This is a genomic window from Halomonas caseinilytica, assembly GCF_001662305.1.
Taxonomy (GTDB): domain Bacteria; phylum Pseudomonadota; class Gammaproteobacteria; order Pseudomonadales; family Halomonadaceae; genus Halomonas; species Halomonas caseinilytica.
Window position 1 is genome coordinate 16747 of the sequence record NZ_BDEP01000009.1, and the last position, 19016, is coordinate 35762.

Annotated in this window: 21 protein-coding genes; 11 read left to right on the plus strand and 10 right to left on the minus strand. The window is 64.3% G+C overall.

The features are described from left to right. Positions 1–45 precede the first annotated feature (45 nt). Positions 46–1224 carry an acetyl-CoA C-acyltransferase FadA gene (gene fadA / locus A9O65_RS06020; protein WP_064700635.1) on the plus strand — a complete coding sequence of 393 codons (1179 nt, stop codon included), beginning with the start codon at positions 46–48 and terminating at the stop codon, positions 1222–1224. A 242-nt stretch (positions 1225–1466) separates the two neighbouring features. On the opposite strand, the gene A9O65_RS06025 is transcribed toward fadA, so the two are convergent. Together A9O65_RS06025 and A9O65_RS06030 are read right to left on the minus strand one after the other, a co-directional pair. Continuing rightward, positions 1467–2057, minus strand: a complete 591-nt coding sequence (locus tag A9O65_RS06025) for an inorganic diphosphatase (RefSeq protein ID WP_064700634.1) — start codon at positions 2055–2057, stop codon at positions 1467–1469. Between the two features lie 75 nt (positions 2058–2132). Then, a complete protein-coding gene (locus A9O65_RS06030) occupies positions 2133–2594 on the minus strand; it encodes a flavodoxin family protein (protein WP_064701614.1) in 462 nt (153 codons plus the stop codon). 149 nt (positions 2595–2743) lie between these two features. On the opposite strand from A9O65_RS06030, the gene A9O65_RS06035 reads away from it, so the two are divergent. Further along, positions 2744–3220, plus strand: coding sequence for a YbhB/YbcL family Raf kinase inhibitor-like protein (locus A9O65_RS06035; RefSeq protein WP_064700632.1), 477 nt, complete (start codon positions 2744–2746; stop codon positions 3218–3220). A 49-nt stretch (positions 3221–3269) separates the two neighbouring features. On the opposite strand, the gene A9O65_RS06040 is transcribed toward A9O65_RS06035, so the two are convergent. Further along, on the minus strand, positions 3270–4157 hold the full coding sequence (locus tag A9O65_RS06040; RefSeq protein WP_064700631.1) for a LysR substrate-binding domain-containing protein: 888 nt from the start codon (positions 4155–4157) through the stop codon (positions 3270–3272). A 261-nt stretch (positions 4158–4418) separates the two neighbouring features. On the opposite strand from A9O65_RS06040, the gene rloA3 reads away from it, so the two are divergent. Continuing rightward, a complete protein-coding gene (rloA3, locus tag A9O65_RS06045) occupies positions 4419–4991 on the plus strand; it encodes a retropepsin-like aspartic peptidase RloA3 (RefSeq protein WP_064701615.1) in 573 nt (190 codons plus the stop codon). Positions 4992–5030: 39 nt separating this feature from the next. Here rloA3 and fabF read toward each other — a convergent pair whose 3' ends face one another. Further along, a complete protein-coding gene (fabF, locus tag A9O65_RS06050; RefSeq protein WP_064701616.1) occupies positions 5031–6296 on the minus strand; it encodes a beta-ketoacyl-ACP synthase II in 1266 nt (421 codons plus the stop codon). Between the two features lie 92 nt (positions 6297–6388). On the opposite strand from fabF, the gene A9O65_RS06055 reads away from it, so the two are divergent. From A9O65_RS06055 to A9O65_RS06065, 3 genes are all read left to right on the plus strand, one after another. Continuing rightward, on the plus strand, positions 6389–7033 hold the full coding sequence (locus A9O65_RS06055; RefSeq protein ID WP_064700628.1) for a TetR/AcrR family transcriptional regulator: 645 nt from the start codon (positions 6389–6391) through the stop codon (positions 7031–7033). Between the two features lie 17 nt (positions 7034–7050). Beyond that, positions 7051–7416, plus strand: a complete 366-nt coding sequence (locus A9O65_RS06060) for a thiol-disulfide oxidoreductase DCC family protein (RefSeq protein ID WP_064701617.1) — start codon at positions 7051–7053, stop codon at positions 7414–7416. A gap of 114 nt (positions 7417–7530) precedes the next feature. Then, positions 7531–8499, plus strand: coding sequence for a LysR substrate-binding domain-containing protein (locus A9O65_RS06065; protein ID WP_082920058.1), 969 nt, complete (start codon positions 7531–7533; stop codon positions 8497–8499). Positions 8500–8520: 21 nt separating this feature from the next. On the opposite strand, the gene A9O65_RS06070 is transcribed toward A9O65_RS06065, so the two are convergent. Further along, a complete protein-coding gene (locus A9O65_RS06070) occupies positions 8521–9549 on the minus strand; it encodes an aldo/keto reductase (RefSeq protein ID WP_064701622.1) in 1029 nt (342 codons plus the stop codon). A gap of 123 nt (positions 9550–9672) precedes the next feature. Next, positions 9673–10944: an MFS transporter gene (locus A9O65_RS06075; protein WP_254783142.1), complete on the minus strand. Its 1272-nt coding sequence runs from the start codon at positions 10942–10944 to the stop codon at positions 9673–9675. 42 nt (positions 10945–10986) lie between these two features. Here A9O65_RS06075 and soxR point away from each other — a divergent pair, with 42 nt between their 5' ends. After that, on the plus strand, positions 10987–11469 hold the full coding sequence (gene soxR, locus A9O65_RS06080; protein ID WP_064700626.1) for a redox-sensitive transcriptional activator SoxR: 483 nt from the start codon (positions 10987–10989) through the stop codon (positions 11467–11469). A gap of 15 nt (positions 11470–11484) precedes the next feature. On the opposite strand, the gene A9O65_RS06085 is transcribed toward soxR, so the two are convergent. Both A9O65_RS06085 and A9O65_RS06090 read right to left on the minus strand, forming a co-directional pair. Then, a complete protein-coding gene (locus tag A9O65_RS06085; protein WP_064701618.1) occupies positions 11485–12066 on the minus strand; it encodes an NADPH-dependent FMN reductase in 582 nt (193 codons plus the stop codon). Positions 12067–12360: 294 nt separating this feature from the next. Continuing rightward, the gene (locus A9O65_RS06090; RefSeq protein WP_064700624.1) at positions 12361–13824 is read right to left on the minus strand and encodes an alanine/glycine:cation symporter family protein; all 1464 of its coding nucleotides are present in this window, start codon (positions 13822–13824) and stop codon (positions 12361–12363) included. A gap of 246 nt (positions 13825–14070) precedes the next feature. On the opposite strand from A9O65_RS06090, the gene A9O65_RS06095 reads away from it, so the two are divergent. Both A9O65_RS06095 and A9O65_RS06100 read left to right on the plus strand, forming a co-directional pair. Continuing rightward, positions 14071–14529, plus strand: a complete 459-nt coding sequence (locus tag A9O65_RS06095; protein WP_064701619.1) for a nucleoside deaminase — start codon at positions 14071–14073, stop codon at positions 14527–14529. Positions 14530–14587: 58 nt separating this feature from the next. Continuing rightward, the gene (locus A9O65_RS06100) at positions 14588–14911 is read left to right on the plus strand and encodes an antibiotic biosynthesis monooxygenase family protein (protein ID WP_064700622.1); all 324 of its coding nucleotides are present in this window, start codon (positions 14588–14590) and stop codon (positions 14909–14911) included. A 2-nt stretch (positions 14912–14913) separates the two neighbouring features. Here the strand turns inward: A9O65_RS06100 and A9O65_RS06105 are convergent, their stop codons facing one another. Both A9O65_RS06105 and A9O65_RS06110 read right to left on the minus strand, forming a co-directional pair. Further along, positions 14914–15807, minus strand: coding sequence for a complex I NDUFA9 subunit family protein (locus tag A9O65_RS06105; RefSeq protein WP_064701620.1), 894 nt, complete (start codon positions 15805–15807; stop codon positions 14914–14916). Positions 15808–15826: 19 nt separating this feature from the next. After that, complete coding sequence (locus tag A9O65_RS06110; protein ID WP_064700620.1) at positions 15827–16825, minus strand: NADP-dependent oxidoreductase; 999 nt, start codon at positions 16823–16825, stop codon at positions 15827–15829. 188 nt (positions 16826–17013) lie between these two features. On the opposite strand from A9O65_RS06110, the gene A9O65_RS06115 reads away from it, so the two are divergent. Next, positions 17014–17811 (plus strand): FadR/GntR family transcriptional regulator, encoded by a 798-nt coding sequence (locus A9O65_RS06115; protein WP_064700619.1) that lies wholly within the window; start codon positions 17014–17016, stop codon positions 17809–17811. After that, positions 17808–18827, plus strand: coding sequence for a TRAP transporter substrate-binding protein (locus A9O65_RS06120; RefSeq protein WP_064700618.1), 1020 nt, complete (start codon positions 17808–17810; stop codon positions 18825–18827). The genes A9O65_RS06115 and A9O65_RS06120 overlap by 4 nt, the downstream gene beginning before the upstream one ends. The last annotated feature ends 189 nt before the right edge of the window (positions 18828–19016 follow it).

The window sequence follows — 19016 nt, forward strand, 5'->3', positions numbered from 1 at the left end:
CATTCACCACCAGCTATTGATCAAGTGCCGGGGAGAACGAATTCGATGAGTGTGAATCCGAGAGACATCGTGGTAGTCGATGGCGTGCGTACCGCCATGGCCAAGGCCAAGAACGGCGCCTTCCGCCATGTGCGTGCCGAGAATCTGTCCGCTGGTGTCATGCAGTCACTGTTCGACCGCAATCCGAACCTCGATCCCGCCGAGGTCGATGACGTCATCTGGGGGTGCGTCAACCAGACCCTCGAGCAGGCCATGAACATCGCGCGCAACGCGGCGATCATGACCGGGATCCCGCGGAGCGTGCCGGCCCAGACCGTTAATCGTCTATGCGGCTCCTCGATGAGCGCCTTGCACATCGCCGCCGCCAACATTCGGGCCGGGATGGGGGATTTCTATATCATCGGCGGGGTCGAGCACATGGAGCATGTACCGATGACCCATGGCGTCGATGTCAATCCGGCGGCCAGCAAGCACGCCGCCAAGGCGGCCATGATGATGGGCCTGACTGCTGAGCTCCTGGGCAAGATGCACGGCATCTCCCGCGAGGATCAGGACGCCTTCGGAGTGCGCTCCCACCAGCGTGCTCATGCTGCCCAGCAGAACGGTGGCTTCGACAACGAGATCATCGGCATCGAAGGCCACGACGCCCAGGGCTTCCGGATCCGCGTGGATCGCGACGAGGTCATTCGCGCCGATGCCAGCCTGGAATCGATGGCCGAGCTCAAGCCGGTCTTCGATCCGCGTGGCGGTACCGTGACCGCCGGGACCTCTTCGGCACTCTCCGTGGGGGCCAGCGGCATGGCGGTGATGAGTGCCGAGCGGGCCAGCGCCCTGGGGCTGGAACCCATTGCCCGGGTGCTGTCGACAGGCGTGGCCGGCTGCGACGCCTCGATCATGGGATACGGCCCGGTGCCGGCTTCTCGCAAGGCATTGAAGGCGGCGGGCCTGACCATCGAGGACATCCAGACCGTCGAGCTCAACGAGGCCTTCGCTGCCCAGTCGCTGCCGGTGCTCAAGGATCTCGGCCTGCGCGATCGCATGGATGAGGCGGTCAACCTGCATGGCGGTGCCATTGCCCTGGGCCATCCGCTGGGTTGCTCGGGCGCGCGTATCAGCACGACATTGCTCAACGTGATGAAAGAGCAGCGCACCTCGCTTGGCCTGGCCACCATGTGCATCGGCATGGGGCAGGGCGTGGCCACGGTGTTCGAACGTCTGCGGTAGCGGCAGGCTCGCGGCTTCCGGCATCGCGCTCCGCGCACGAACGGCACTCCAGTGGGGTGCCGTTTCTTCGTGAAGCGATGACAGGAAGAGGCGCCATCAGGCATGCCGCGACCTTCTGGGAAGCACCGGACCGGATGAAGGGAAGTGGAACGAGGCTGGCCTGACGAGCGTGGCGCCTCAGGCGCCTTGTGACTGTCGCGGCGTCCTCGGGACGCCGCTTGAGCAAGGGAAGGCCATGGACATCATTTCGCCTGATAAGCCTCGAAGGCCTGGCTCAGTATCTCGCGGGCCTCGCTGGCGTCGCCGAAGCCGTTCAGCTCGATGTCACCGCCCTCCGGCAGGTTCTTGTAGACACGGAAGAAGGCGTTGAGCCGTTCGACCTGCATGTCCGGAAGGTCCTCCATCCCTTCGACATCGGCATAGGTGGGGTCCACATCATCGGTGGGGACGGCGATGATCTTGTCGTCGGCCTCTCCGTCGTCGACCATCCGCAGCACGCCGATGGCCCGGACCTCGATCACCGCTCCGGGGTAGATGCTGTCGCGGGTCAGCACAAGCGCATCCAGGGGGTCGCCGTCTCCCCCGGCCGAGCTTGTGATGGAGCCATAGTTGGCGGGGTAGCGGACCGGCATCGAGACGTAGCGGTCGACGATCAACTGGCCGTGTTCGGCATTGATCTCATACTTGGTGAAGCTGCCGGCCGGGATCTCGTTGACCACATGAAAGCTGGCCGGGGCGTCATCGGGTTGTGGGTAGTCGAAGACATTCTGGGCCTGGATAGAAGGGGCGACCAGAAGGCCGGCGGCGATCAGGCAAGACGCAATGGGCTTCATGGGACCTCGCGAGGTGGTGAACGACTCGGGTGTCACACCCTAGTGCCTCGCGATGACAGGGCCATGACGTCGGGGCTACAGAATCCCTGCCTCCAGTCCGGCGGCCAGGGTCAGGGCCAGCTCTTCCACCTGGGCTTCGAAGTCATCCTGCCATTCGCCTCTCAGCGTCAACGGCGCCTGTGCCCATTTCCAACCGAGACCGGTGACGATGCCCTCCACAGCCCGCCGCGTGCCGGTGCCATCCCGGCCGGCGCGGATGTAGAGCGCACAGGGCAGGCCCCGTTGGGCTTCCAGTACCGGGTAGTAGCTGCGATCGAAGAAATCCTTGAGGGCACCGCTCATGTAGCCGAGGTTCTCGGTGGTGCCAAGCAGGATGGCGTCGCAGGCCAGGATGTCGTCAGAGGTAGCGTCGAGCGGTGCCTTGGTGAGGGTTTCCACGCCTTCGACATCAGGATGGGAGGCCCCGCGACTGGCGGCATCGCGCAGGCGTCGAGTGTTCTCAGAAGGTGCGTGGGCCACGATCAGCAGGCGTTTCATCGGTCGCTCCGGGTTGAAGAACGTCGGTCGTGCCATCATGCCATGGGCAAGGGTCGTTGACAGGCTAACGGCATTTGCCGAGCCTGAAGCGGCCGGGAGCACGGCGCCGTGTTCCCCATCATGCCACCATTCCAGGGAGAGCAACGATCATGGCCTTTGCATTGACGAACATGCGAGTGGAAAGCCCCGCCTTCACCGATCAGGGCGAGATCCCGGCGCGGCACACGGGAGAAGGCGAGGACCTGTCACCGGCGCTGTCCTGGCATGACGCACCGGAAGGCACCAAGGGCTTCGCGGTGATCTGCCACGATCCCGACGCCCCGCTGGTGGAGCACGGCGGCTATGGCTTCGTGCATTGGGTGCTCTACAACCTGCCGGGCTCCACGACGTCACTCGAGGAGGCTACCTCCGAAGGGACTCGCGGGCTCAATCATTTCGGACGCAATGGCTATGGCGGGCCCATGCCGCCCGAGGGGCATGGCGTCCATCAGTACTATTTCTGGGTGCTGGCGCTGGACAAGCCCACGGCCTTGCCCGAGGGCATCTCGATGGCCGAGTTGCTCAAGCAGGTCGAGCCGCACTTGCTGGGCATGAATCGTCTGGTCGGCACCTACCGTCGCGACTGAGACATGATATGACCGGCGTGCCCCGTCCGTGCCAGCTGGCGGACGGGCCTTACTCCGGCAACGCCTCGCCGAAAGCCGGCACTGCTGCATCGTCGGCCTCGGTGACGATGCGCTCCAGCTCCTCGCAGAAGGCTTCCAGGGCCTCGCTGGTGTGTCCGGGGCGACAGTGCAATTCGATCTCGACTTGCCCGAGAGGCGGCAAGCCTTCCGCCTCGCCGACGATTCGACATCCGGTCGGCACGCTGCGCGGCGTCTTCACCGTCATCGCCAGCCCCGCCTGTACGGGTGGATTGATCCCGGTGAGCGATTGACTCGAATAGCGTATCTCCCAGCGGCGTTCCACGTGCCCCAGGGCCGAAAGGGCATGCGCACGGAAGAGACAGCCCTCCGGGTTGAGTGCCAGGGGCAGAGTGTCCCAGTCGTCGGGGCGGCAGTGCTCGGCCACGACCCAGACCATGGGTTCCCGGCCCAGCAAGCGGCCGGATGACGAGGGGAGATGCCGGGTCGACAACACGACATCCAGCAGTCCTTCGTGAAACTGATTGACCAGAGAGGCGCTGATGTCGCAGCTCAGTTCTAGGCGCGTGTTCGGAAAACGTCGTGCATGGCGAGGCAGCAGCGAGGGGAGATACGCGTTGGCTTGCTCTTCGGAGGTCGCAAAGCGAATCAATTCGCCGCACCGTTGGTGACCCAGCAGTTCCCGAGCCTCGTCTTCCAGCTTGAGCATGTGCCGTGCGTAAGGCAGCAACTGTTCCCCGTGCGCGGTGAGCAGCACGCTGCGACTGGTGCGCTCGAACAGCGCCTGGCCCATCTGATCTTCCAGACGCTTGATCTGCAGGCTTATCGCCGACTGGGTGCGATGAAGCACCTTGCCGGCGGCGCTGAAGCCCTGGCACTCGGCCACGGTGACGAAGGCGCGCAGCAGCGCGGTATCCATTATTGATGAACCTTTGAAATTGGCGTTGTTCCAATCATTCATTTTTATTATGAGGATGCGCGCTCCAGGGTGTCCAGCATCCGTCGTAGCGTGATCGCAGGCATTCGGCGAAGCAAAACGCCCGGCTGGCGTCTGGCAACGATGCTGAATGGCGGCGGGGGCACAAGCCTTGATATGGTGCCTCGCATCGAGGGAGGCACCGCCTCGAGACGGCCCATATCGTTCACCATGAAGGAAGTACTGACAGCGGAAGGAGTTGGCATGTACAAGCCGCTACGCCATGTGTTGATTGCCTGTCTTGCCACCGGCCTTGCGAGTGGCAAGGCTCTGGCCGGCGATGACACGCCCCCCGTGTTCGGGTGGGTGGAGAAAGCCACCATCGAGGAACCCTGGGGAGCCGAGGTCAAGGTCAAGCTCGATAGTGGCGCCTTGACGTCCTCCATGCAGGCGGAAGACATCGAGAGGTTCGAGCGCGATGGCGAGGAGTGGGTGCGTTTCGTCGTCGAGGTCGAGGACGAGGCAACCGAGGAGGTCGTCTCGAAGACCTTCGAGCGGCCGGTGCTCCGCAATCTGATTCTCACCGGCGCCGGAGGCAAGGATCGTCGTCCGGCGGTGCTGATGACGCTGTGCATCGGCGATACCCGCTACGAGGAGCAATTCACCCTCGAGGATCGAGACAACCTGATCTACCCGGTCCTGCTCGGACGCCGCACCATCCAGGATCTGGGCTTGCTGGACGTGACCCGGACCTTCGTGCATGACCTGGCGTGCGATGAGAACACGCCGCTTCGCCAGCATGAGGACAAGGAGCTCGACGACGATATCGGCATTTGAGGGGCATCCTCGGGATGCCCCGAACGGGAGGCTGGCGGATCAGAGACGGCTGACGATCAGCGACGCATTGACCCCGCCGAACCCGAAGCCGTTGCACAGGGCGTGCCGGGTCGCCTGCGCGCGCGAGGCGCCCGGAATGAAGTCCAGGTCGTTCATGTCGTCGTCGACCTCGTCCAGGTTGAGCGTCGGCGGCAGTTGGCCGTGCCGTACCGCCAAGGCGGTGATGATGCCCTCGACTCCGCCGGCCGCCCCCAGCAGGTGGCCGGTGGCCGACTTGGTCGAGGAGATCGGTATCGTGCCGAGCCGTTCGCCGAACACGGCCCGGAGCGCGGCAATCTCGGCTCGGTCGCCGACGGGCGTCGAGGTGGCATGGGCGTTGACGTAGCCGATCGCCTCGTCGGGCAGGTTCGCCATGCGCAGGGCGGCCCGGATGGACGCGGCGGCACCGGCGCCGTCCTCGGGGCCGGCGGTGAGGTGATGGGCATCGGCACTGGTGCCGTAGCCGCTGAGCACGGCGAGTGGCGTGGCCCCGCGTGCCTCGGCATGGGCCAGGGTCTCGATCACCATCAAGCCGGCGCCTTCTCCCATGACGAAACCATCGCGTGCCTTGTCGAAGGGGCGGGAGGCGCGTGCGGGATGTTCGCGTTCCGTGGAGAGTGCCTTCAGGGCATGGAAGCCGGCCAACGAGAGCGGGTCGACGCACGCCTCGGCGCCTCCTACCAGGGCGACCTCGGCCTCGCCGCTACGCAGCAGGCGCATGCCGTCGCCGATGGCCTGAATGCCTGCCGCGCATGCCGTGACGGGGCAGCCCAACGGCCCGGTGAATCCATGGCGGATCGACAGGTTGCCCGCCGCCAGGTTGGCCAGGAAGGCCGGCACGGTGAAGGGCGAAAGGCGCCGATGGCCGCGCGTTCTCAGCGTGTCCTGCGCGCGGGTAATGGTGGGAAAACCGCCGATACCCGACGCCACGATGGTGGCGGTCGCGCTGCGGTCGGCGGCATTTTCGGGGAACCAGTCGGCCTGCTCCAAGGCCTGTTGCCCGGCGGCCATGGCATAGAGGCTGAAAAGGTCGAGCTTGCGCCGCTCCTTGGCGTCGACGATGGTGTCGGGGTCGAGACCGGCATGCGGGTCTTCGGCGAGGTCGGGAACCAGACCGGCGATGGAGACCGGCAGCTCGCCGGTATCGAAGCGCGTGATCGGCCCGATGCCGGAACGGCCCGCCAGCAGGCGTTCCCAGGTTGCCTTGACGCCATTGCCGAGGGGGCCGATCATGCCCATGCCCGTGACGACGATAGGGGAGTTCATGGTGCCTCCTGAAGGTTCGAGGGTCGCGGCCAACCTAGCACCGGGCTATATATGATCAAGGTAATATTCTGTCGCGCGAGGGCGAGGAACTCATGCCGTATTCCACCGCTCACAAGGCGCGGTCCAGAGAGCGCATCCTGACGGCCGCCACGGAATTGTTCTGTCGCCATGGCTTCGACAAGGTCTCCATCGGGCAGATCATGAAACGGGCCAATATGACCCATGGCGCCTTCTATGCGCATTTCGCCTCGAAGGAAGCACTCTATGATGCCTCCATTCGCGAGACGCTCAGGAACAGCCGCGCATCGCGCCTGGTCAAGGGCCCCCTGTCGGTGAAGCACCTGACGGCCCTGGCGGCCAATTGCTGGAACCTCCAGGAGCTGGAGCGCAAGCAGTCGCCGGGACCGGAGACGGTGCTGTTCAACGAGATTGGCAACGACAACGCCGAGATCAAGACGCTGTTCGAAGCCTCCTATGTACGCATGCGCAAGATGCTGGAGACTCGACTGATCGCCTTGAGTCGGCTGAAGAAGTTGCCCTTCGAGCCGGACCGCGAGCTGCTCGCCGAGAAGTCCCGGACAATCCTAGCTTCCCTGGTAGGGGCTGTGGCCATCGCCAAGAGCCTGCCCGACGAGGCGGAACGACGCCAGCTTCTGGAGGCTTCGCAGCGGCAGATACTGCGCATGCTGGGCGTCGATGATCGTGAACTGGACGGCCTGTCCGGCGCCATCGAGTGACGCATCCCGGAGGTCCCGTGAGCGAGGATTCCCCGCTGAAGGTCTACTATGATGCGGCTTGCCCGATCTGTCGCCGCGAGCGCCATCGCTATGAACGTCTGGTGCGGCACGCGGGGTCGGTGGCGTGGCTGGATGCCAATACCCATGAGGCCGTGTTGAATGCGCATGGCGTCACGGTGCAAGAGGCCCTGCTCTCGCTGCACGTGGAAGACGCCGAGGGCTCGCTGCATCGCGGCATGGATGCCTATATCCTGCTGATGCACCGGGTCCCCAGGCTGCGCCCTCTGGCCGTGCTCATCGGCCTGCCCGTGATCAAGCCCGTGTTGACCTGGTGGTACGACCGTTGGGTCAGGCGGCGGCTGGCTCGGCAGGGGCGGCTATAGCCGGCGTCATGCAGGAGCTGCCGGCAGGCACTCGGTCGATATCGCCCGTGCGCCCCGGCTTCATGGGGCAAGTGCGGCGTGCCAATCCCTGACCATGCCGGGCGGAGCCAGAGGATGACGATGCGATACCTGTCCAGACGCTTGCCCTCCACACGACAGTTGCAGTGTTTCCTGGCGGTGGCCGAGGAGCTCAATTTCCGTCGTGCCGCCGAGCGTCTGCATATGTCGCAGCCTCCCTTGTCTCGACAGATCAGCGGGCTGGAAGCCTTGCTGCGCGTCAAGCTGTTCGAGCGCGACACCCATGGCGTCAGACTGACCTCGGCCGGCGAGGGATTCGAGCATGATGCCCGCCGGGTTCTCGAGTCGCTCGATGCGGCGCTGGTCAATCTGCGTGGGGCGGTGGCCGCCGAGGCGACCGATGTTCGGCTTGGTCTGACGAGCGTGATCGATTTCAGCCTGGTGGCCGGCCTTCGCGATGTCCTGACGGATTCGGGCCTCCCCGCAGGTACGCGAATCGAGGAAGCCTATTCGAAGCATCTGGTCGAACGCTTGCTGAGCGGTGGGCTGGATCTTGCCCTGGTCGGTGAGATCGCCGATCCGGGCGAATCGGTCCAGGCTCGGCGCATCGCCCTCGATCCGCTGATGGTGGCGTTGCACGCGGACCATCCGGCGACCGAGCGCGAGAGGGTATCGTTCGACGACCTGGGCGATACCCGGCTCTTCTGGTTTCCCCGTCACGACAATCCGGTCTTTCATGATCGTTGCGAGCGCGTCTTCGCGGACCATGGCTATGCGCCGCCTCGCCGCCCCGAGCCGAGCGAACACATGACGCTGCTGGCCCGGGTGGCCGCCGGCGAAGGCGTGGCGTTTCTGCCGACGTCACTGCGGGCAGCCAGCCGTCTCGGGGTCGTTTATCGTCCCTTCGTCGCCGGTCTGGAGGAGCGATTGAGCATCGAGCTCAAGCTTCTCTGGCGGACCGAGGAAACGCGCATGGAGGTCCGGAATGTCGTCGATGTGCTGCTCGAGGCGGCCGAGGCCGGGATTCCCGGGGATGGGCATTCGAGGCCGGTTTCAACACCGTGATCATCGAGTGCTGGCACGCCTTCAGGCGTTGACGCCTTTCATGCCTTCCGCCGTATAACGCTCGCCATGGGCTGCGTCCGGGGGCAGGGCGCTGTCGAGGTCGTTCAGGTCACGCGCGTCCAGCCGCAAGGCCAGGGCGCCGAGGTTCTCGTGCAGATAGGTCGAGCGCCGGGTGCCTGGAATCGGCACGATATGCTCGTCCTGAGCCAGCAACCAGGCGAGGGCGACCTGACCTGGCGAGGCCTCATGGCGTTCGGCTACGCGATGGACGGTCTCGAGCAACGTCAGGTTATGTGCCAGGTTGTCGGCCTGAAAGCGCGGGTTGTGGCGACGGAAATCGTCCTCGGCAAGATCGTCCTGCCCGGTAATGCGGCCGGTCAGGAAGCCGCGCCCCAAGGGAGAATAGGGTACGAGCCCCACACCGAGGCGGCGTGCCATGGGCAGGATCTCGGCCTCGACATCGCGCGTCCACAGTGAGTATTCGGTCTGCAAGGCGGTGACCGGGTGGACGGCATGCGCCCGGGCCAGGGTCGACGCCGAGACCTCGCACAGCCCCACATGAGCGATCTTGCCTTCCTTGACGAGCTCCCCCAGGCATTCCATCGCGGCGGTGATGTCGCCTTGCGGGTCCACGCGATGCAGATAGTAGAGATCGATGCGCTCGACGCCCAGGCGCTGGAGGGAAGCCTCGCAGCAGGCCCGGATGTATTCGGGACGATTGTCGACGCGTCGTGCGTAGTCGGCATCGCCCCGGTCGATGCCGCACTTGGTGGCGATCCTGATGTCGCTGGCGCCGAGCGACCGACGTCGCTCGGCGAGGCATTCGCCGATCAGCGTCTCGTTATGGCCGCGGCCGTACATATCTGCCGTGTCGATCAGGTCGATGCCGGCATTGGCCACCTCGGCGAGCAGTACCCGGCTGGCCTGGTCATTCGACGGTCCGTAGAACTCGCTGATTCCCATGGCGCCGTAGCCCAGCGCCGAAACGCTCAGCCCTTGTCCCAGGGTGCGGTGGGGGAGAGTGGCGGAGGCAGTGTGATCGTGTGTCATGGTATCGCCCTTGTTGTGGAGGAGTCGCCGGCGGCTGCCGGATGCCACATAGGGTGGAAGGACCACGCCATCAGTGGAATGTCATTCATGGCAATACCGTTTGGGTATCAGGGCCCGAATCCGTCAGTCGTGAATCACCGTGGAGAAGCGCCGCGGGTCGAAACGCAGGGCGATGAGTGCCATCAGCAGGGTGGTACCCGCCAGACTGGCCCAGGTCAATTCAAAACCGCCGAACTGGTCACGAATCACGCCGGCGATCAATGGCGTCAAGGCACCCAGGCTATAACCGGCTCCCTGTGCAATGGCGGTGATGTTGCCAGCACGCTGGGCATCGGGATGGTGGTCCATGCTGACGATTAGGCTCAGGGGGAAGAGGCCGCCGAGTCCGATGCCCAGCAAGGTGGTGATGAACCATGGGGAGGATTCAGGTGTGTGCCACAATAATAGGAAACCGGCCAGAGAGCAGGTCAGAGGGATGAGCAGAATCGGGCGGCGGTCCGCTCGACGCTGGGCCAGGGCCGGCAAGACCAGCCCGGCGACGACTTCGAGAGCGGTGAGATAGCCCAGCAGCAGGCCGGCGGCGGATTCCGTCCAGCCGAGTTCCATGTAATAGGGGGGAAGCCATGCCAGCACGCAGGCATAGCCCGAGGCGCATAGGCTGAAGAAGATCGCCAGCGTCCAGACGCGGGGTTGGCGATACAGGGAGGCACGATGATCGCGTTGCTCCTTGCCTTTTACGGTATCGGGCAGCACTGGACCACGTCGCTGCCAGGCCAGGAATGCCACGAGGGCCACCAGTCCCCACAGTGCCAGACTGGCACGCCAGCTGCCTGTCAGATCCGCCAGGGTCGCCGCCAAGGTCGCGGCGAGCGCTGCACCGCCCATGATGGCGGCGATATACCACCCCATGACCAGTGGTGTACGTTGCTTGGCCTGCTGCTTGATCAATGCCGGTAACAGTGCCTGGATGCCGGCGATACCGATACCGGCGACCAATGCCGTGATCAACAGGGTGGTCACGCCGTGTCCGGCCAGGCGAAAGCCGTCGGCCAGTGCGATCATCAGCAAGGAACCGCCAATCAAGTGGTTCGCGCCGCAGCGTCTGGCCAGGGCAACGGCAATGAAGCAGCCGGCCCCCATGGCGAGCACGGGCAAGGTAGTCAGTAGAGCGAGCTGCGCGTAGCTGATGGCGATATCGGCCTGGATGCGTTCGACCAGAGGGCCGATCGCGGCCATCGAGGGGCGCAGGTTCAGCCCCACCAGCATGGCCAGGAGAATGGCGGGTATCAGAGGCAATACGCGTTGTGTTGAACGATCGGTCAGGGTGGTTTCCATGATGGTCACTCGAAAGACAGGGGGATGACCGGACTTGCGCCGGGTGATGACGTTCGGCACGATATTTCCTCAACCGAACTTGAGGTCAAGGCGGGAGGTACGATGAGCCATCGCAAGCTGAATCCCCGGAAGCAATCGCTGACGGTGGGGGATGTCGCCCGGCGCAGTGGGGTGGCGGTGTCCACCGTGCATTTCTACGAGGCCAAGGGGTTGATCGAGAGCACGCGCAATGCCGGCAATCAACGGCGCTTCTCCAGGGATGTGCTGCGTCGCGTGGCTGTGATCAAGATCGCCCAGCGCACGGGCATGCCGCTGGCGGAGATCAAGGCCTCGCTGGACGATCTGCCCACGTCCCGCACTCCGGACGCCGAGGACTGGCGGCACCTCTCGGCGCAATGGCGTAGCGCGCTGGACGAGCGCATCCGTTGCCTGATCGCGTTGCGCGACCAGCTCGATGGATGCATCGGCTGTGGCTGCCTGTCGTTGAAGAGTTGCCCGTTGCGCAATCCTGAGGATGTACTGGGCGATGCCGAGGAGGGGGAAGCCTCGTCATCGCTTTCTGGCACTTATGTGCCCGGCCGATGACGAGGGCTCGGGGTATCAGTCGGCGTGTTGCCGATCCAGGGTGGTGATCAGGCGCTGGCAGAGGGCATCCAGCGTATCGCCCTGGGCGGTGTTGACGAGGTTGCCGTCGGCATCGAAGGCGTCGCCTGCCTTCGCGACGGCGAGCTGCTCTGGGAGTACCGTCACGCCGATATTGGCGAGCAACTGACGCAGATGGTTCAGGGCACGCAGGCCGCCCAGGCCGCCGGGAGAGGCGGAGACGAGTCCGGCGTGGCGCTCCTTGAACAGGGCGAGTCCGCTTTCGCCCTGATGGGGACGAGTGAGCCAGTCGATGGTGTTGGCCAGCAGCGGCGTGACAAAGCCGTTGTATTCCGGCGAGGCGATCAACAACCCCTGATGCTCGGCAAGCAGTTCCCGCAATGCCAGGGCATTGTCGGGCAGGCCTTGCGCGTCTTCCAGGTCGCCGTCATAGAGCGGCATGGGGTAGTCGCGCAGATCGATGAAGGTGGGCTTTCCTCCGAGCGCTTCGATGCGTGCCGCGGCAAGTCGCGCGAGGCGCTTGTTGAAGGAGGCCTCGCGGGCGCTGCCGGCGAATACCAGAATACGGGGGTCGGCCATGGGTACACTCCTTTCCGGATCACGGGTCTGAGGATCATCCCGAGTGGCGATGGCAAGCGTGTTCCGTTGCCGGGATGAAGGGGCGGTGCCGTTATTCCCGCTCGCCTGTGCGGGGGCCTGGCCCGTTGCCGTCGACGTTCACCAAGCGGCTCACGGCATCAGCCGATTGCGGCACCGCCATCAGTGTCTGTCGTAAGGCGCCGGGTGTCCAGGCAACCTCGTGTCTCGCCCTCAGGGATCGTGAAAAGGAAAGGCGACGCCACGACATGCGTCGTGGCGTCCGTCGAGGTGGGATCAGGCCTTGTCGGCGCCCCTGGGCCAGGCCTTGGGGTCGATCCGGTCGTTCAGCCGCGGGAAGTGGCGCGGGTCGAAGTTGGGCTCCAGGCCATCCTTGAGCTGGCGCTCGTAGTCCCGGAACAGGGAGATGGCCACCGGCGAGAGCAGCAGGATCGCCACGAGGTTGATCAGTGCCATCATGCCCATCGAAAGATCGGCGAAGCTCCAGATCGGCCCGAGATTCGCCACCGCACCGATCATCACCATGGCCAGTACCGCCAGGCGATAGACCAGAATGGCGCCAGGCGCGTACCGGGTGCCGGCCAGGTATTCCACATTGGTCTCGCCATAGGAGTAGTTGGCGATCACGGAGGTGAAGGCGAACAGCAAGATCGCCACGGCGATGAACATGCTGGCCCAGTCGCCGACATGCTGCGACAGCGCGATCTGGGTGAGCTGGATGCCGTTGGCTTCGTCACCGGTGAGCAACTCCGGGCCGGCCATGATGATGATGGCGGCGGTGGCGGTGCAGATCACCAGGGTATCGAAGAAGACGCCGAGCATCTGGATGAAGCCTTGCGCGGCGGGGTGATGCGGGTGAGTGGAGGCGGTGGCCGCGGCATTGGGGGCCGAGCCCATGCCTGCTTCGTTGGAGAACAGACCGCGTTTGATACCGTTCATGATGGCCTGGGAAATGGCGTACCCAGCGGCGCCGCCGGCAGCCTGGTCGAGGCCGAAGGCGCTCTTGAAAATGGTCATGATGGCCGCGGGTAGCTCGGTGATATTGAGCGCGACCACCACGATGGCCAGCAACAGGTAGATGATGGCCATGACCGGTACCACCAGCTCGGCCACCCGAGCGATGGATCTCAGGCCACCGAAAATGATCGGTGACACCGCCACGACCAGGGCCACGCCGACAACCCAAGGAGGCAGGGAGAAGGCCTCTTCCATGGCCAGAGCGATGGAATTGGATTGCACGCTGTTGAAGGCCAGGCCGAAGGCGATGATCAGGCAGATGGAAAACAGTGCTGCCAGCCAGCGCAGTCCCAGGCCCTGCGAGATATAGCGGGCCGGTCCGCCGCGGAAGGTACCGTCGCCATGGTCCGTCTTGTAGGCCTGGGCCAGGGTGGATTCGATGAAACTGGTGGCCATGCCTACCAGGGCTGTCATCCACATCCAGAAGATGGCGCCGGGCCCGCCGAAGTAGATGGCGACGGCCACGCCGGCCAGGTTGCCGGTGCCGACACGGGCGGCCAGGCTGGTGGAAAGCGCCTGGAACGAGGAAATGCCGCCATCGCCGCTGCGTGAATGGCGCAGTAGCTTGAACATGTGGCCGAAGTAGCGAAACTGGATGCCACGTGTCATGACGGTGAAGTACAGGCCTGCGCCGATCAGCAGGTAGATCAGCAAAGTGCCCCATATCAGACCGTTGCCGGCGGCCAGCAGGTCCTTGAACAGTTCGGAAAGAGAAGATGCCATGGTATCGATGTGCTCGTGATCTCAAAGAATTCGGGGGCCATTCTTCATGGATGTCATAAAATGGCAAGGATTGCTGTTAACAAGACCAAGGTTGGCGGAATCCACCAGTGCGAGATGAGGGGGCGATTCGTGGTGCTGTCACGGCTCGCGAAGATGGGGGCCGACGGACGTTCGCGCTGGTGAGTCGAGGTGCCCGGACGTAGGCTGGGGTGGAGAGGTTCAACCAGTGAGTGAGGAGCATCGATCATGGATCACTTCATGCAGGCCGCCCTGGACGAGGCGCAGGCGGGATTCGACGAGGGAGGCATCCCCATCGGCTCGGTGCTGGTTCATCAAGGAGTGATCATCGGCGGTGGTCGCAATCGCCGTGTCCAGCTTGGCAGTACCATCCTGCATGGCGAAATGGACGCGCTGGAAAACGCCGGTCGCCAGTCGGCGGATATCTACCGCGAGTCGACGCTCTACACGACGCTTTCTCCTTGTGCCATGTGTACGGGCGCCATCCTGCTGTATGGCATTCCTCGCGTGGTGATCGGCGAGAACCGTACCTTTCAGGGCGAGGAGGCGCTGCTGCGCTCGCATGGCGTCGACGTGAACGTGCTCCAGACGCCTGAGTGCATCGCCCTGATGGAGCGCTTCATCACGTCTTCGCCCGATTTATGGTTCGAGGATATCGGCGAATCGCCGAGCCCCCGCGCGTCTTGAAGCGCTCGGGGATGTCGATACTGAGGGGGCATAGAAGTCCTCGGAACGGAGTTGCACTATGCTGGCTGACACCCCGGAGCCGCCGTATTACGCGGTGATCTTCTCCTCACGACGTAGCGATGTCGCGACCGGCTATGATGAGACGGCCGCGCGCATGATGCACCTGGCCGCCGAACAGCCGGGATTTCTCGGCGTGGAATCGGCACGTGAAGCGATCGGCATCACGGTGTCCTACTGGGCGGATCTCGAATCGATCAAGCGCTGGAAGGCCCAGGCCGAGCATCGCGAGGCACAGCGCATGGGACGCGAGACCTGGTACGCGAACTATCGTGTGCGTATTGCCCGGGTCGAGCGGGCATATGGTTTCGATACCGATCCTTGACGTCAGAGGCAGTCAGGTAGGCTCTCGCGCAGCGCTCGGGGACGCATGCCAAGGTCGGCGAAGGTGCCGACGCCCTCGCTGACCAGGTTGTCGCTCTGCATGAGGATGACCTGGTCGCGGGTCAAGGGCGGGGAGGGCAGCCAACCGAGTCCGAGGGCCAGGGCGTGCCAGGCGGCGAAGGGCAGGGGAACGAGCGGGCGCTCCTGCCCCAGGTGCTGCATCACCAGGGAGAGCACCTCGCGGTAGCTGAGGATATCGGTACCACCTAGCTCGAAGAGGTAGCGCCGTGGCCGGTCAGTGGCGATGAGCCTGACGATGGCGCGTGCCACATCCACGACATGCACCGGCTGTAGCCGGCTTTGCCCCTTGCCGAACAGCGGAATCGCGGGGAGGTGCGTGAGCCTCGCCAGGTTGGACAGAAAGGCGTCATGGCGCCCGAACAGGACGCTTGGCCGCAGGATGATGGCCTTGGGCAGGGCGTCCAGCACTGCCGCTTCGCCGCGCGCCCGGGCCCGCACATAGGCCGAGGGCGAGTCGAGGGTGGCGCCGATGCCCGAGAGTTGCACCAGCCGTTCGATGCCGGCCTCCCGTGCCAGGCGCGCCAGCTTGGCTGCCGCGGTGACGTGGATATCCGCGAAATCGATATGTTGCGACGGCACGTAGAGGCTCGTGGCGTTGACCACCGCGCCGGCCCCTTCCAGTACTTCGGCGACGCGCTGTGCATCGCGGATGTCGGCCTCGAAGACCTCCAGGGGATCGCCGTCTTCCGCCCATGACGGCCTGGCCGGCCGGCGTGCCACCAGGCGGGTCGGTCGGCCGCTCTCCACGAGTTCTCGCACCAGAGTGGCACCGAGAAACCCGGTGCCACCGAAGACCACGGTCGGGGATGTCGTCATGGTATCGGCGAATGGTGCCCTAGAGGCGTACCAGCATCTTGCCCTGATTGGCGCCCTGGAAGAGGTCGAGAAATGCGTCGGGCGTCTTTTCGAGCCCCTCGATGATGGTCTCTTCGTAGTCGATCCGACCGGCACTGACCAGGGGGCCGACCTCCTCGAGGAAGCGAGGGTAATGCGTCCAGTGGTCGAAGACGATGAAGCCCTGCATGCGTGCACGACGAATCAGTACCATGGCCAGGTTGGAAGGGCCGGGGGCTGGAGTGTCGTCGTTGTAGTGGGCGATCATGCCGCACACGGCGATGCGTGCACCCACCCGCAGGGTATTCAGCGCGGCCTCCAGGCAGACACCGCCGACGTTCTCGTAGTAGACGTCGAAGCCCTCGGGGCAGGCAGCCTGCAGGTCTGCCGTCAGGGTGGCGGCATCCTTGTCGCGGTAATCCACCGCCACTACACCGTGAGACTCCAGCCAGTCGCGCTTGGCCGGCGTGCCGGCAATGCCGACCACGGTGCCGCCCTTGGCCTTGGCGAGCTGTACGGCCAGCGAGCCGACGGCACCCCCGGCGGCGCTGACCAGCACGTTATCGCCGTCGTTCATGCCGGCGATGACGTTGAGGCCGGTCCAGGCGGTCATGCCGGGCATGCCCAGCACGCCGAGAAAGGCCTGGGATGGCACCTCAATGTCCGGCAGGGGCTGCAGGGCATCGCCGGGTAGCTGGGCGATGTCACGCCAGCCTCCCATATGCACCACTCGGTCGCCTTCCTGAAAACGCTCGTCTCGTGAGGCAATCACCTCGCCCACGGCGGCCCCTTCCAGTGGCGCGTCGAGCGCGAAGGGGTCGATATAGGTCGTCACGCCGCTCATGCGTCCCCGCATATAGGGATCCACCGAGAGCCAGGTGTTGCGCACGCGTACCTGGCCGTCGGCGAGTTCCGGCAAGTCGGCTTCGTTCAATGTGAACAACCCGCGCTCCGGAGTGCCTTGAGGATATTCACCGATGCTGAAGTAGCGATATTTCACTGGTTGCTCCCGGCGGTTGGCTTGATATCGCACCCTACACCCGAGCCCGAGCGATGGAAAGCCACGGCTGGCCCCCGATGGGGACTAAAGTCTAAAAGCATTGTGTCCGATTTTATTCGAAGCTATGTCCGACATAGAAGATTCATGGTCAGACACTACATCCGCTCTTCCACCCGCACAGGCACGTCATGTCTTCTGCCACTTCCGATTCTCGACGCGCGTCGAGCCCCGAGATCGCTGATTTCCTCGCCGAGGCCATTTTCGCCGGGGAGTATGAGCCGGGAGACTTCGTGCCCAAGGAACTGGATCTCTGCGAACGTTTTGGTGTCAGCCGCAGCACAGTGCGCAGTGCCCTGCAGACCCTGGTGGCGGCGGGCCTGCTGACGCGCATTTCCGGGCAGGGATCGCGGGTGCGCGCCCTGCAGGAGTGGCACCTGCTGGATCCGCGTGTCAGCGGCTGGATGGCACGCTTCGCCCAGCCGAATCCGCGCATCCAGCGTGAGATCTTTGCCTTTCGGGTGGCAGTCGAGCCTTATGTGGCGCGCCTGGCGGCGGAGTACGCCACGGCGGCGGACCTGCTGGCCATTGAGTCCGCCCATGAAGGCATGATCCGCGCTCTGGAGCATGATGACCTGCATTGGCAGGACATCTCCCATAATGACTACGACGTGGCCTTCCACGAAGCGATCTTTGCGGCCTCGCATAATCTGGTCTGGGCGCAGATCAGCCACGTTCTCAAACCGGCCATCGCGCTGCTGGTGGAAAAATCCAACCACAGTGCCGATGAGCTCAACGACAGCATGGAACGCCATCGCCGGGTGATGGAGGCAATTCGCCTGCGTCAGCCCCAGCGGGCCGCCCAGGCGGCCTTGGCGGTGCTGGAACGCACCGGTCGGGATCTGGGCCTCGAGGAGCTGATACCCAGCATTCCCGCTATCGAAGTCCCGTCAACCGTTGCAACAACAAGCGATAAGGAAGCCTCATGATGTCTCGCATGCCTCTCAAGACCCTGACCGTCGCCGTGCTCGGCGCCTTGGCCATCGATGCCCAGGCTGCCGAATACGAGTGGACCTTCCAGACCTCGGAAACTGCCGGGGAGCCCCAGTTCGAGATGAAAAAGGCCTGGGCCGACAACGTCGAGAAGATGTCCGATGGTCGCATCGCCATCGAGATCCTGCCGGTCGGCTCGGTGGTTCAAGCCAACCAGACCCTGCAGGCGGTGAAATCCGGCATCCTGCAGGGGCATCTGACCGACCCCAGCTACTTCACCGGCCAGAACCCGGCCTTCGGCATGATCGGCAATCTGGTGGGGGCCTGGAGCGATCCCTACGACTTTCTCGACTACATGAACAATGCCGGCGGCGAGGAGTTGTACAACAAGCTGGTGGAGCCCTATGGCCTGCACCTGATCGGCGCTGCCGCCACTGGCCTGGAGTCGCTGCCTTCGAGCAAGCCGGTTCGCTCCGTCGAGGACATGAAGGGCCTCAAGCTGCGCGCGCCCGAGGGCATGGTCTACAACGTCTTCGAGGCGGCCGGTGCCACACCGGTCAACCTGCCGGGTTCCGAGGTCTACACCGGCCTGGAGAAGGGCGTGATCGATGCTGCCGACTACACGGTGTTCGCCACCAATCACGCTCAGGGACTGCACGAGTTCGCGCCCTATCCGCTCTATCCGGGGTTCCACTCGCTGCCGATGGTGTCGGTGTCGTTGAACAAGGATATCTGGGACGGCCTGCCAGAAGACCTCAAGTCGATCCTCGAGACCTCCGTGGACAGTCTGGCCTACGAGATGGTCGCCGAACTCAAGACCCGCGATCTGGAGGCCGTGCGCGAGGCGCGTGACAACCCGGACATCGAAATCATCGACCTGCCGGCCGAGGAACGCGTCAAGTTCCGCAACATCGCCAAGGATGAGTGGGCCAACTGGGCCGAGAAGAACGAGATCACCCAAGAGTTCTATGACTCCGTGGTTGGGTATCTGGAAAACCATAACCTGATGTAAGAGGCATCGGGCCGGTGCGCAGTGGCCCGATGACATGACCGGACGCGGCGTGTCCCTCGGGGCGCGCCACTTCGTTGAGGAGTTCCCATGACTCGAGATTCCCGTCGGCCGGAGGACCCCGCGGTTCCTGCCGAGACGCCTCCCGACCCGGTGCGCACCCTGGCTCTTATCCACATCTCCGAGCCCACG